The 13,523-nt window shown below is 57.0% G+C and carries 14 protein-coding genes; 3 read left to right on the plus strand and 11 right to left on the minus strand.

Annotated features, from left to right (window positions below; translation table 11 throughout):
• Positions 1-31 precede the first annotated feature (31 nt).
• Positions 32-1,240 carry an NAD(P)/FAD-dependent oxidoreductase gene (locus M655_RS26560; protein ID WP_026558553.1) on the minus strand — a complete coding sequence of 403 codons (1,209 nt, stop codon included), beginning with the start codon at positions 1,238-1,240 and terminating at the stop codon, positions 32-34.
• A gap of 276 nt (positions 1,241-1,516) precedes the next feature.
• Between M655_RS26560 and M655_RS26565 the strand changes: the two genes are divergently transcribed.
• Complete coding sequence (locus tag M655_RS26565; protein ID WP_025847209.1) at positions 1,517-1,882, plus strand: ArsR/SmtB family transcription factor; 366 nt, start codon at positions 1,517-1,519, stop codon at positions 1,880-1,882.
• Positions 1,883-1,895: 13 nt separating this feature from the next.
• Here M655_RS26565 and M655_RS26570 read toward each other — a convergent pair whose 3' ends face one another.
• Positions 1,896-4,082, minus strand: coding sequence for a heavy metal translocating P-type ATPase (locus M655_RS26570; protein WP_026558552.1), 2,187 nt, complete (start codon positions 4,080-4,082; stop codon positions 1,896-1,898).
• Between the two features lie 139 nt (positions 4,083-4,221).
• Here M655_RS26570 and M655_RS26575 point away from each other — a divergent pair, with 139 nt between their 5' ends.
• The gene (locus tag M655_RS26575; protein ID WP_026558551.1) at positions 4,222-4,665 is read left to right on the plus strand and encodes a FixH family protein; all 444 of its coding nucleotides are present in this window, start codon (positions 4,222-4,224) and stop codon (positions 4,663-4,665) included.
• Between the two features lie 13 nt (positions 4,666-4,678).
• Here M655_RS26575 and M655_RS26580 read toward each other — a convergent pair whose 3' ends face one another.
• The 9 genes from M655_RS26580 to M655_RS26615 all read right to left on the minus strand — a co-directional run bounded on the left by M655_RS26580 (position 4,679) and on the right by M655_RS26615 (position 11,956).
• A complete protein-coding gene (locus M655_RS26580) occupies positions 4,679-5,365 on the minus strand; it encodes a sulfite exporter TauE/SafE family protein (protein ID WP_005832663.1) in 687 nt (228 codons plus the stop codon).
• 174 nt (positions 5,366-5,539) lie between these two features.
• Positions 5,540-6,934: a sensor histidine kinase gene (locus tag M655_RS26585; protein WP_005832661.1), complete on the minus strand. Its 1,395-nt coding sequence runs from the start codon at positions 6,932-6,934 to the stop codon at positions 5,540-5,542.
• Positions 6,931-7,611 (minus strand): response regulator transcription factor, encoded by a 681-nt coding sequence (locus tag M655_RS26590; RefSeq protein ID WP_005832659.1) that lies wholly within the window; start codon positions 7,609-7,611, stop codon positions 6,931-6,933. Before M655_RS26590 ends, M655_RS26585 begins: the two co-directional genes overlap by 4 nt.
• Positions 7,612-8,073: 462 nt before the next feature.
• Positions 8,074-8,685 carry an alpha/beta hydrolase gene (locus M655_RS26595; protein WP_025847222.1) on the minus strand — a complete coding sequence of 204 codons (612 nt, stop codon included), beginning with the start codon at positions 8,683-8,685 and terminating at the stop codon, positions 8,074-8,076.
• The gene (locus M655_RS26600; protein ID WP_026558550.1) at positions 8,685-9,632 is read right to left on the minus strand and encodes a ring-cleaving dioxygenase; all 948 of its coding nucleotides are present in this window, start codon (positions 9,630-9,632) and stop codon (positions 8,685-8,687) included. The genes M655_RS26595 and M655_RS26600 overlap by 1 nt, the downstream gene beginning before the upstream one ends.
• Positions 9,629-10,288 (minus strand): nitroreductase family protein, encoded by a 660-nt coding sequence (locus M655_RS26605; protein WP_026558549.1) that lies wholly within the window; start codon positions 10,286-10,288, stop codon positions 9,629-9,631. Before M655_RS26605 ends, M655_RS26600 begins: the two co-directional genes overlap by 4 nt.
• Positions 10,289-10,538: 250 nt before the next feature.
• Positions 10,539-11,030, minus strand: a complete 492-nt coding sequence (locus tag M655_RS26610) for a hypothetical protein (protein ID WP_026558548.1) — start codon at positions 11,028-11,030, stop codon at positions 10,539-10,541.
• A 37-nt stretch (positions 11,031-11,067) separates the two neighbouring features.
• Entirely contained in the window at positions 11,068-11,256 is a 189-nt protein-coding gene (locus tag M655_RS28205; protein ID WP_007779412.1) for a hypothetical protein, read from the minus strand.
• Between the two features lie 241 nt (positions 11,257-11,497).
• Positions 11,498-11,956 carry a class I SAM-dependent methyltransferase gene (locus M655_RS26615; RefSeq protein WP_035423446.1) on the minus strand — a complete coding sequence of 153 codons (459 nt, stop codon included), beginning with the start codon at positions 11,954-11,956 and terminating at the stop codon, positions 11,498-11,500.
• 463 nt (positions 11,957-12,419) lie between these two features.
• On the opposite strand from M655_RS26615, the gene M655_RS26620 reads away from it, so the two are divergent.
• Positions 12,420-13,514 carry a helix-turn-helix transcriptional regulator gene (locus tag M655_RS26620; RefSeq protein WP_026558546.1) on the plus strand — a complete coding sequence of 365 codons (1,095 nt, stop codon included), beginning with the start codon at positions 12,420-12,422 and terminating at the stop codon, positions 13,512-13,514.
• Positions 13,515-13,523 lie beyond the last annotated feature (9 nt).

Here is a 13,523-nt window from a genome sequence, read left to right on the forward strand (position 1 = left end):
CTCCTTCATTACTTATCCGCGTTTGTCTGTCCTACATCCTGCCTTTGAGCATGCCGTGCCAATACATGACGGGAAGCAGCTCTTTTTTCAACCAGTACATGCTACGCCGTTCACGGGATTGATCGAACGGGAACGTCTCCCGTGGAATCTGCTCGTAATCAAATTCCGCCAAAATCAATTTGCCGTAGCCCGTTACGAGCGGGCAGGAAGTATAGCCGTTGTATTGCCGATAGTCCGGCTTGCCGTTGATTTGCGACAGCAGGTTTTGCACGACGACCGGAGCCTGCTTGCGGATGGCCGCGCCTGTTTTGGAGGTCGGCAGATTGGCGCAATCCCCGAGCCCGAAAACGTTGGCAAAACGCGTGTGCTGCAGCGTATGCTTATCCACGTCCAGCCAGCCGTCAGCAGCGGCGAGCGGGCTTTTTTTGATAAAATCAGGGGCGCTCATCGGCGGCACGACGTGAATCATATCGTAGGCCATCGGCACGAGCTCGCGGGTATTCACGTTTTCGAAGACCGCTTGCTTTTGGTCCGCGCGAATCTCCACTAGGTTGTGCTGGAAGCTTGTATAAATCTGTTTTCTGTCGACGACCTTCTGCAAGGCATCGGCATACTTTTGCACGCCGAAAATAGTCGACGCCCCCGAAACAAACCGGACGATGGATTGCGAGCGCACACCCGACCGGCGAAAGTAATCGTCCGCCAGGTACATGATTTTTTGCGGAGCGCCGCCGCATCTCACCGGGGTATTCGGCTGGGTGAAGATCGCCGTCCCGCCCTGAAACTGGCGGATGCTCTCCCATGTGCTCGCGACGTAGTCGTACGAGTAGTTGCTGCATACGCCTGCTTTGCCGATGCTCTCCTTGAGACCTTTTACTTTGTCCCAATCGAGCTGGATTCCGGCTGCGACAACCAGATAGTCGTAGTGCAGCTTGTTTCCGGACGCCGTCATGACGGCGTTGTCTTTTGGCAAAAATTGCGTGACGGCCTCTCTGACCCATATCGCGCCTCTCGGAATGACCGCCGCTTCGTCGCGTACGGTCACCTCCCTGCTGACAACTCCGGCACCTGCAAGCGTCCACAACGGCTGATAGTAGTGCTTGGCCGCATCATCGACAATGGCAATCTGCCCCGCGAGTTCGCGCGATTTGCGCAGGAGTTGCGCTGCGACCGTGATGCCTGCACTCCCGCCTCCCACAATTACCAGCTTGTAACGCGTCTGTTGACCCGTCTTTGGCATAATCCTCCACCTCATCTCTTTTGACACTGTGCTAGAAGGGGCGCTTAGCCGCTCGCCCTGCCACGGGCAGGCAGCAGCCTTGAGGTTTTCTGGAATAATCAGGAAAACTCCCCTATCAAAGAGCTATGACGATCGCCCGCGGAAAATGAGCCTAATCGTTGGAGTTATATGCCCAGTCCGCATTCTTGCCAGCCGGGACTGCAAAATGCCTTTTCTCTTTTCGCGCGAATGTCTATAATAGTAGGACATTGAAGTAAGCAAGAGGTGATTTTTACGGTGGACGACATCTGTGAGATTCAATGCTATGACGAAGAAAAAGTCAGTCGCTTGAAGCCGTACGCTACAGAATCCGAAGGGGTAGCGAAAATTTTCAAGGCGCTCGCCGACGACACCCGGGCGAAAATCATTCATATTTTGTCCATGGAAGACGAACTGTGCGTCTGTGACGTCGCAGCCATCATCGGCAGCTCCATCGCCAACACCTCGCATCATTTGCGGCTTCTGCGCAACATGGGCCTGGCCAAATACCGCAAAGAAGGCAAGCTCGTCTTTTATTCGCTGGACGATGACCACGTGCGCCATCTGATCTCAGCGGGAGTAGAGCATGCCAAAGAACAGAAATCGACTGTCCGAGCTACGTGATCGCTCGGTTTTTTTATTTTTCCATGCGCCCTTTTCGCAAGCGCAAGGAATTCAGCACGACCGACAGCGAGCTGAACGCCATGGCGATTCCTGCCAGCCACGGCGCCAAAAAGCCGAGCATTGTCGCCGGAATTGCGATCGCATTGTAAAAAAAAGCCCAAAACAAGTTTTGCCGGATGTTTTTCATCGCCATTTGGCTGAGCCGGATAGCGTGGACCACCCCTTTTACCTCGCCGTGCATGATGACGACATCGGCTGAATCCTTGGAAATGTCCGCTCCCGTTCCCAGCGCAATGCCGACGCTCGCTGCGGTCAGAGCAGGCGCGTCGTTGACCCCGTCGCCGACCATGGCGATTTTTTTCCCTTTTTCTTGCAGGCGCAAGATCAACTCCGCCTTTTGGGCAGGCAGCACTCCCGCGTACACTTGCTCGATTCCCGCCTGTCTCGCCACGCTTTTCGCCGTATATGGGTTGTCTCCCGTAATCATGATGATGTCCTTGCCCATTTTTCGCAGTTGGGCGACCGCTTTTTTCGCGTCTCTTTTCAACTGGTCCGACAGCACCACATACCCGGCCAGCCGCCCGTCGATGGCTGCGAGCAGCACCATTTTCCCTTCCGCTCCGTGCCGCACCAACTGATCGAGCACAGTGCCGATGTCCACGTTGTTTCGGGTCAGCAGCTTGGGGGAACCGACCACCACTGCATGCCCTTCCACTATCGCTTCGATTCCATAGCCGGGCAGCGAGGAAAAGGACGTGGCTGTCGGGATGGACAGCCCCTGTTTTTTCGCATGGGCCACAATCGTTGCCGCCAACGGGTGCTCAGAGGTCATTTCCGCCCCGGCCACCAGGCGCCAAAACGCCGCCTCGCTCCATCCGCGCGTGTTGACGCCGACGACCTCGTGCGCCCCTCTGCTCAACGTGCCTGTTTTGTCAAACACAATCGTGTCGATCTTTTGCAACGCCTCCAAATACTTTCCCTGCTTGAACAGAATGCCCATCTGCGCCGCTCTGCCGGATACGACTAGGATCGACATGGGAGTAGCCAGCCCGAGTGCGCACGGACAAGCGATAATGAGGACGGCAATCGCCTTTTCCAGCGCCCCGCCCAAGTCTTGAGGCGCAAAGACGTAGTACCAGGCCAAAAACGTCACAGCGGCAATCGCAATGATGATCGGCACAAACACATCGGTAATTTCATCCGCCACCCGCTGGATCGGCGCCTTCGACAACTGCGCTTCCTCCACTGTGCGGATCACCTGCGTCAGCGCCGTGTCTTCCCCGACCTTCGTCGCCTTGACCTTCAGCCAGCCGCTCTGGTTCAGCGTCGCCCCGATTACGGAATGCCCGCTCCATTTTTCTACAGGCAGGCTTTCCCCCGTGAACATCGACTGGTCAACGCTCGCGTGCCCTTCCAGCACGATCCCGTCCGTCGGTACCCGCTCGCCTGGCTTGACGAGAAAAATATCGCCCACCGCAAGCTGCTCGACAGGAACCGTACACACCTCTTCGCCGCGCACCACATGCGCCAGCGCCGGTTGCAGTTCGTGCAGTTGTCCGATGGCATGTTTCGTCCGGTCCTTCGCCATCGCCTCCACATATTTGCCCAGCAGTAAAAACGTGAAGATTACCGCGCAAGACTCGTAGTAGACAGTCAGGCCGTGATTCGCCTGCCCGATGGTCGTAAAGGTCAAGTAATGGCTGTACAAAAAAGCGGTCGAGGTGCTCAGCACGACCAGCACGTCCATGTTGGCCGAGCGGTTTTTCAAGGCGTTCCACGCCCCGATGTAAAACGATTGCCCGATGAACAACTGAATCGGCAGGGTCAGCGCGAACTGGAACAAAGGCGCCAGAAACAAAGGCGGCACCCATAGAAACGACGTCACAGAAAAATGCGCCGCCATCGCCCACAACAGCGGCATCGTCAGAATGGCCGAGAAAATAAACCGCCAGAGCAGCGCCCTTTTTTCCCCTTGCGTCTCTTCCTGCTTCAAGCTCGCGGAAAAACCGAGCTGTTCGATTTTTGTCATGATCTCCTGATCGTTGGTTTGCGAAGGGTCAAAGGCTACCCGCGCCTTGTTGGTCGTCAGATTGACGTGTACCTCCTGCACACCCTGGACCTTGCGCAGCCGTTTCTCAATCCTGTTGGCACACGCTGCGCAGGTCATGCCTGTAACCTGATACGTTTGGTGGATGGTCATGAAAAAACTCCCCTTCAGCTTCCGAACATGTCCTCATGTCCAACCTATGCGCCAGGACAATTTCGTAGAAGATGAAGTATGAACGGCAGCGGCCGTGAATACGATAGGGAAGCTTGTAACTTATGGGAAAGTGGTGAACATGATGCGCAAATTTGTCGCCCTTCGGCTGTCGTGCCTGCTGCTGGCTCCATTTACCCTCATTGGCTGTGCCCCCCAGGACCATGTCGGGCACGCCAGTACCGCTGCCGCACAGCAAACGAACACGCCGATGCTTGAGGAACTGTCGATTCCTTTGCAAGTAGCGCTCGATCCGTCCCCGGCCAAAAATGTGCAAGAAAACGCGCTGCACATAACCGTTCCGGCCGAACATGCAGCCAAGCTGGAAACGGCTACCGTATCCGTCTCCCTGAGCATGCCGAACATGGACCACGGGGCAATCGTCTTCGCGGCCGCGAAGGAAAAGGAAGGCGCGTACGTCGCGCAAATCGTGCCGACCATGCTGGGCGATTGGCTGGCTACGATTACATTCGAGCTAGACGGCAAAGCCATGAGCGCCGCCTATCCTTTTCGCGTCGAGCCATGAGCCGCCGCTTCGCCTACCACAGCCACGGATTGACGGTAGGAATCCAGCCGTTGATCGCCAGGCCGCGCAAAACAGACAAGATTCCGATACATAACGCGAGCGCATTGCCGACGAAGAGCACCTTGGAACGGAGTGTTTTGGTCAGAACGAAGGAAAACAGGCCGATCGCCACGAGCGCGGGCAAAGTGCCCAGGCCAAACACGCCCAAAGTCGCCATCCCTTGCGCCATGCTTCCGGTCGCGGCTGCTTTCATATGCATCGTATAGGTCAGCCCGCACGGCAAAAAGCCGAGCAAAAGCCCGCTGACCAGCACTGGCGCGATTCCTTGCCGTGATTTGAGCAGGTGCAACAACTTTTGCGCGGACGAAAGCTGGAGCGGGCTGTATTTGTCCAAGGGCAAAGCGAACTTTTTGACGACCCAGAGAATGATGAACAGCCCTCCGGCGATATTGGCAATGCCCTGCAATCCGATGACCACGCCTGCCGCATTCACAAACGACCCGGCGAAACCCATGAATGCGCCTACGGCCATATACGTCACAATCCGGCCCGCATTGTAAGCCAGAATCGTTTGCAACAGAGACGCTTTGGACTGAAGCGTCATGGCCGACATGATCCCGCCGCACATCCCCAGGCAGTGGGGAGCGCTGAACAAGCCTGCCAGAAAGACGAGCCAGTAATCGTAGAGTCCAGTATTCATCCCGCAGCCCCTCTTTGTCGGAAAAAAGTATGGTTTTGCGCTGTTCGCCGTCCGGGCACTTTTCCGCGAATTTGCATTTGCCTCTGCGTCGGAAAGCCAACATCCTTTTCCTAGCGTAATGGATAGCCGCTGCATTTATGACTCCGCAGCAAACGAAAGCGCCCCCGGCCTGTCTTACTTCCGGGGGCGTTCATGCGCGGGCAGGCTGACCTTGACTGTCGTGCCTGCTCCTATGTCACTGTCGATGTCGATGATGCCTTTTGCCGCCTGCACGATTTTATGGACGATCGCGAGTCCAAGCCCGCTGCCTGTCGCTTCCCGATTGCGGGACTTGTCCCCTTTGTAAAAGCGCTCAAAAATATGCTGCCGCTCCTCCTCCGAAATGCCGATCCCCGTATCGCGAATCGTCACGACGAGATCAGACGGCGCTTGCTGGATCGACAAGGAAATCGTGCCGTGCGGCGGAGTAAACTTGATGCTGTTGGACAACAGGTTGATCCACACCTGATTCAGCAGTTGCTTGTCTGCCGTGATGAGCGTGTCCGGCAAATCCAGCTCTAACTCCAGGCTTTTTTGCTGCCATTGGCGCTCCAGCAGCAAAACGACCTGTCGCAACTGCTCGTCCAGCCGATAGACAGTCGGCTCGTACAAGCCCGTCTCTTTATCCAGTGAAGCGAGCGTCAAAAGCTGTTTGCTCAAAGATGAGAGACGGCGGCTCTCCTCCTCGATGATCGTCAAGTACTCATCCCTCTGCACCTCCGTCACGCCACCGCTGCGGATCGCCTGCGAAAAGCCCTGAATGGAGGCGAGCGGAGACTGGATTTCGTGCGAGACGTTGGACACAAACTCCTGGCGCATGTCATCGAGCTGCTTCAGCGACTCGGCCATTTGCGCGAAGTTGGCAGCCAGTTCGCCGATTTCGTCTTTGCGGGCGATGTCGAGCTGGATTTCGTACTCGCCTTCCGCCAGCTTTTTCGTCGCGTGGCTCAGCTTTTGAATCGGCCGCACCAAATAACGCGTAAACACCAGGATGAACAGCAGGCTGAGCAGAAACATCGCAGCCAAGAGCACGGCAAACATTACGTGGACTTCGCCAAATTGCTGCTCGATGCTGGGCCGCACAAACAAGGCGTATGTTTTCCCTTCCGCTTCCAGCGGCAAGCCGATGCTGTTTTTCAGCGTATTCTCGAAAAATCCGGTCACGAACAACCCGTGCTGTTCTTCCGTGATCCCTCTGTACATTTCCCCGGCCAGCACCTTTTGCACCGTCTCTCGTGCGAGCTGGTGGTCGCGAAAAGGCGCGCCGAACGATGTCGCTTGTCCGCGCTCGTCCACGAGGTACAACTGAAAATTGAGGTTGGCGACATGTGTCATAAACGCGTGCAGATCCATGCCGGATTTGTCCGTGTACAAAGCAACGATCTCCTGCCCGATCCGCGCAATTTTCTGTTCGTTGTAGGCGCGCATGTTGCGCTGGTAGTACTCGTTGGCGAGCAAAAAGCCGAGCGTTCCGCTGATGAGGACAATCGCGACAAACAGGAGGACGACCCGGAAGTAGAGCGATTTCATCCGTTGCGCACCTCCAGCTTGTAGCCGAGGCCACGAACGGTCGAAATGACAAAGTCGTCCGTTTTGTCCGTAAACTTTTCCCGCAGCCGCTTGATGTGGACGTCAATCGTGCGGCTGTCGCTCTCGTTGTCTCCGCCCCAGACCAAATCCAGCAGTTGATCCCGCGTAAAGGTCCGGTCGGGAAAGCTGGCGAGCTGGGCGAGCAGTTCGAACTCCTTGAGCGGGAGATGTACAGCTTCGTCCTTGATTTTCACGACGTGGCTCACCCGGTCGATGACGGTATCGTGCATGACAATGACCTGTTTGCTGACCATCTGGTAGCGGCGCAGCAAGGCTTTGATCCGGTAGAGCAATTCCGTCGGCTCAAACGGCTTGGTCAAATAGTCGTCGGTTCCGGCCAAAAACCCTTTCTCCTTGTCCCGCACCTCGCCTTTTGCCGTCAGCATGATGACGGGAAGGTCGTAGTAGTCGCGAATCTCCTTGCACAGCTCCCAGCCGTTTTTGCCTGGCATCATCACATCGACAATCGCCAGTTGCACCTTCTCCTGCTCAAGCAATGCCGACGCCTGACTGCCATCTGCGGCAGCCAGCACCCGATACCCTTCTTTTTCCAAATAAAATCGCAGTAGTTCGCGAATGTGCGCATCGTCGTCTGCTACGAGAATCGTTATTTTCATCTGGCTCCCCTCCTTACGTTCCGGCACGTATCCAAAGACTTGCGCCAGCGGGCTGAAGCTTGCCAGCCAAATCGCGGGCTGATCTGATTATACAAGGTAGCATCTCCTTTGTTTCAGCCTGTTACGCCATTTCTTGGGATGTGATCGCCACCTGATAGGCGGGTAGGTTTTGGCCACTTTGTTGGCTGCTGCTGGCGTTAAAGCTCGTCTGCATGCCCGCATGGCTTGCGGTTCCCTCATGATAGCGGAACTGTATGAACGTCAGATGAACAAGCGTTGACAAAACGGCGTAGATGCGGCTTGCGACAAGCTCGGGCCGCTCCCTTCTGTGCCTTTTCCTCTAATCGTTTCCTCCGATCGGAATGTAAGGAAATCATGATGCCGCTGCTCGGCCCAAGCGGCGTCGGCTGGCAGGAACACGCAAAAAAGCAGCAGAACGTCGCGGCTCTGCTGCTTTTTTTGTCACTCGCTAAACTGTTTCGCAAACCATTGGGCCGAAGTCTCTACTTCCATCCTGGTCAACTGGTGGCCGTTCGATTCCCAATGCAGCGTCACGTCGGCACCCGCCGAGGCCAAAAGCTGCTTGAGTTCCTCGGACTCCAGCGGTGAGCAGATCGGATCGTTCGTTCCCGCCCCGATGAACACCGAAAGTCCGCTCATGTCAGGCAGAGGAATCCCGCGCCGCGGAACCATCGGGTGGTACAAAATCGCGCCGCGCAGCGGATTCGGGTAGTGAAACAGCAGGCTCCCGGCGATGTTGGCACCGTTCGAATACCCGACTGCCACGATGTTTTCCCTGTCCAACTGGTATTGGACCGCTGCCTGATCCAAAAACTCGTGCAACTCCTCCGTGCGGTAGACCAAATCTTCCTCGTCGAAAACACCCTCGGCCAGACGGCGAAAAAATCGCGGCATGCCGTTTTCCAAAACATTGCCTCGGACACTGAGCACAGAAGCCCCCGGATGGATGAGCTGCGCCAGCGGCACCAGATCGTTTTCGTCTCCGCCCGTGCCGTGCAGCAACAGCAAGGTGGGAGCGGCGAGGTCCGTTCCTTTGCGAAAAATGTGCTTCATTACTTATCCTCCTCCAGTACGCGTACAGTGATCGGGGTCAAGCCTTGCTCGATCTGGGCGCGATGCGGCTCGTACCACTCTGGCAGCATCAGCTTTTCGCCCAATGCGTCAAACGGTTCGTCGCGCTCAAAGCCTGGCGGATCGGTGGCAATCTCGAACAAGATTTCGCCCGGCTCGCGGAAGTAGATCGCATGGAAATACTGGCGGTCGACGATGTCTGTCGGCTGAAGGCCCGCTTGCGCCACGCGCGACTGCCACAGGCGATGATCCTGGTCGTCCTTGGCCCGCCAGGCGATATGGTGGACGGTACCCGCTCCCCCTGCTCCCCTTGGCATCGGCTCGGCATTGACGTCAATGACATTGCCCAGGTCGCCGTGCGCCCGGAAGCGGACGAGGCCGTTTTCTTCGCCTACTTTGGTCAGGCCCATCAGTTTTTCCAATACTGCCATGGTGTGGGCGGGGGCGACGCTGTAGAGGATCGCTCCCCCGAACCCTTTGATCGCTTTGTCGGCCGGGACGCCGCCGAATGCCCACTTGCTCGCGGGGCCGCCTTCGCGCTCGACAAGCTCCAACTGCAAGCCGTCTCTGTCGGTAAATTGCAGGTACGTTTCGTGAAAGCGTTCCACGCGCTTGTACTCGACGCCGAACTTGTTCAGGCGCTCTTCCCAGAAAGCCATGGAGCCTGTCGGAACCAGAAACGTCGTATAGCCAACCTGCCCGCCGCCTACACGGCCGCGGCGCGCTGTCTCCCATGGGAAAAAGGTGATCGCGGTACCCGGGCTGCCTACCTCGTTGCCGAAGTACAGATGGTACACTTCCGGGGCGTCGAAGTTGATTGTTTTTTTGACCAGGCGCAGGCCGAGAATCCCTGCGTAAAAGTCGACGTTGTCCTGTGCGCTTTTCACAAAAGCGGTAATATGGTGAATGCCTGCTGTTTGCTGTGTCATTTGCTTGTACCTCCTGTTTTTGATTCGGACCGGAAAGTGTTGTAGCTGACGAACTCTCCGACTGGCTTGCGGTATCCTCGTACACGTTGGCTGGACGTGTCTTCTTTACCGATCGTAATCATCATCGCCGGGACGTAGCGGTCAGGAATTTGCAATATCTCGCGGACCGCCTCCGGATCGAAGCCGATCATCGGGCAAGTATCCCAGCCTTTGTCCTTGGCAGCGAGCATGAACAGCATAGCGGACAAGCTGGCGTTGCGAATCGCTTCGTCCCGTTTGAACGGCTCTCCCCCTGCTTCGTAAAAGGAATGGACAGACGAAACAGTATGATCGTATTCGCGCTGGTCCATGACGCCCAGGTGCAGCAGCCCTTCGTTGATGCGGCCTGCGTTTTTGTAGGCTTCCAGGTCGCCCAACACGATGATGACTGCCGAAGCTGTTTTTACCTTATATTGTCTCTGCGCCGCTTCATATACTCGCTCCTTCGTCTCCGGGTCTGTGACGACGACATAGTGCGCGTGCTGCAAATTGAAAGCAGATGGCGCAAACTTGACGAGCGACATGATGTCCTCGATGTCAGCCGTAGAGATCGGAACGGACGGGATAAATTTATTGGCGGACCGCCGTTTTTTCACCAATACAGAAAACTCGCTCATAAAAAGCTCCTCCTCATCGTCGCGAATGGCTTCATTTTTTCTGGATTTTTAATATCTTAAATTTGAGATATTAGAGAAACAAAAACGTTGGATTGCGATTGCGCTGGATACTGACTGCACGCGAGGAAGTCTGGCGACAAGCAAGCGAGTATGTGCAGTGAATATCTTTAATTTGAGATAATTATAAAACGGGAATAACTCCTTGTCAACAGCTCGGGCCGGAAGAATCGTTCTCCCGACCCTGCACAGACTAACGGCTTTCCTTGACAGTGACGCAGAGCGAAGCCTCCTGCTCAAGCCAATTCTTCATTTGTTCCAGTTTAAACAACTGTTCAATATGGTACACGCCATGCGGAAAAGCTTGTGAATACAACGCTTTTGCGACGGCGGCAGCCACTTTGGCGGTCATTTTCGACTGATCGTGCCCGTGCAAAAGACACTCCGCGATGGCCGCGCGCTTTCCCGCTTTTCCCCATGCCTCGACCTTGACGGCGAAGCGGTCATCGCCCATTTTCAGCCCCGCAAACGCCGCTACGGCTGCCTCGCGCACCCGCGGCTTGCGCAGCAATCGGCACAGCCCTGCCGCAAGCCGCGCTACCCACTCCTGGTCGAAGCACAGCCGCGTCGATACCGATGGGACACCGAGCGTCCGGGCCAATGTCTGTTGATCGGAAAAAGGAAAGCGGTACGCCTGCTTTTTCCCCAGATGGCCCCCGAAGTCGGCGAGCTTGCCGTCTGTCATGCTTCGGACGGACACCCGGCGGTGATGGAGCGTCACGTCATAGCTGGCGCAGGTCGAACCGGAGCGGACGCACTTTCCCCGCCGTTTCCCGGCAAAACGCTTCCGCTTTTTCCAGGCTGCGCCCTGCCGCATACACGCGGCCGGGGTATAGGTTCCCCAGCTCTTTGCATATTGTCGCGCCCACGTAGCCGTAGCCACCCACTACGACAATTTTGTCTTTATCCATAAGCTCTCGTCCTTTTGCTGTGAAAAACGTCCCGCCGTGTTTCACAAGATGGGTGTGACCGCCTGCGGGCAGGCAAAGCGGTCGTATCGGGTTGGTTTTGTTGACGCAAGTACTCGCCCTCGGCCCAGGCCGATGTTTGTCACTGGCGCGTCCTTTCGGGGCAGGGGGGCCGTTCTCCCGCTCCCTTTCGCAAACGCTTATCACCGCGCGTCCTTTCGCGCCAACGCTCTCGTTCCCCCCGCTACCTTTTCACAGCGAACCAGGCGTGGACCAGATAGGAGCCGAAGTAGCGGGTAGCGTGCTCGAAGCCAGCCTCCGCCATCAGCGCCTGCACGTGAGATTCCGGGATTGGATCGGACTCGTTGCCGGGCGAAGCCGCAAAACGTTCCCACTCCGCCATGGCGATGCCGTTGTCGAGCATATGTGTCTGCCAGGCTTGCGTCTGCAAGCGAAACGACTGCGACTGCGGATCGCCCGCAATCGTCGCGAGACAAAACGGGGCGCCTGGCCGCAAGCGAGCCGCGATTTGCTGCAGCAGCTCTCGTTTTGCCGCAAGTCCTTTGACAAAATGAAGCACGAGCAGGCAGGTCGCCGCTGCGTAGGCCGGCTGCTCAGGCAGCGCGTCCACCGTTCCCTCCTGCAACGTGACACGCGCCGCAAGTCCCGCCTCGGCCGTCCTGCGCTGAGCCTGCGCAAGCATCTGCGCCGCGGCGCTTCGTCGCTCTGGATGCCAGCCAGCAGTTGTTCCAGCGAGTCCCAAGTGGCTACTTTGAACGTCCCTGCTGCCGCTGTGTTTTCCATATAGACGGCCGGAATCAGGGAGGGAGCCTTCGGTGTCAGCAGCGTGATCGCGGCGGCTGGGCTGTCGCTGGATGCGCTCGCCGCTTCCTTTTGCTGATTGGACGTATCGACTGCGCAGCCTGCCAAAAGCGCCATGGCAGCGAGCCCGCCGACGAAGACACGGGCAAATTGACGGTAAATAAACGTCATGAAGTCTTTTCCAACTCCTTGCGTAATGGATAGATCGGGGAAATCGGGAGACGAGCGTTGACTTTTGGCCCGCATTCATTAAGAATTATTCTCAATTATAGAGATGAGCCAAGGGAGTACCATCCCACAAATATGGGATTTCCTTCGCTCGCTCCACACAGGAGAACGCGCAGATGAATGCAAAATGGGAAGCCAGCAAACGAAAACTGCTCGCGCTCGCCCGGCGCCACCCCGCTTCCTCCCAGGATTACCGGACGGCACTCCTGCAGTTGCTGCGGGAGTGCCTGCCTTTTGACGGGGCTTGCTGCACGGCGGTCGACCCGCAGACGCTGCTGTCGACAGGCGCGATCACGGAAGACGGCGTGGAAGCGATACACCACGGCATTTTCGAGCACGAATATTTACGCGAAGACTTCATCCGTTACGAACAACTGAGCAGGGCGGCAGAGCCTGTCGCCACGCTGTATCAAGCGACAGGCGGAGAGCTTGCGAAGAGTGAGCGCTACCGCAACGTCTTGCTCCCGGCAGGCTTTGCTGACGAGTTGCGAGCAGCGCTCAAGTACGATGGGGCTTGCTGGGGATTTTTGACGCTGTTTCGCTTTCAGGGGCGTCCTGTTTTTAGCGAGGAGGAGCGCGAGTGGATGGCAGAGCTGGCACCGCTGATCGCCTACCATTTGCGAAAAACAGCCCTCTCCCTGCCAGCCGAGGACACCTCCTGGATGGAGGAAGAGACGGGAATCGTCATGATGTCTGAGCGGCTGGCTATCCACTCGGCCAACGCCACCGCAGACAGGTGGCTTTCGCTGTTGCGCAGGTGGGAGTCGATCGATCGCCACATTTTGCCCCGGCCAGTGCGCGCCGTCTGCTTCCGGGCGTTGGCGCAGTTGAACGAGCCTGCCCCGAAAGCCTCCATGGCCAAAGTGTGCATCCGCATGCCGGACGGCCCGTATGTCACGATTCAGGCAAGCCCGATGCACGGCATGGACGGCGCTGTCCACCTCGCCGTCTTGTTCGGTCCGGCCAAGCCTGCCGATATTCTCCCGCTGGTCTGCGAAGCGTACGGATTGTCCGAACGGGAAAAGCAGATTCTCGGCCAGATCGTCCGCGGCTCGTCCACCAAGGAGCTGGCCCGCGCGTTGCACATCTCCGCTTATACGGTGCAGGATCATTTGAAGTCGATTTTCGTGAAAACGGGGGTATCCAGCAGGCGCGAGCTGATCTGGCAGTTGTTTTCACGCTTCGGGGTGGAGGCGGGCAGCCGCGAATAGCGACAGCAA

This window comes from Brevibacillus sp. NSP2.1 (genome assembly GCF_000470975.2).
GTDB classification, from domain to species: Bacteria; Bacillota; Bacilli; order Brevibacillales; family Brevibacillaceae; genus Brevibacillus; species Brevibacillus agri.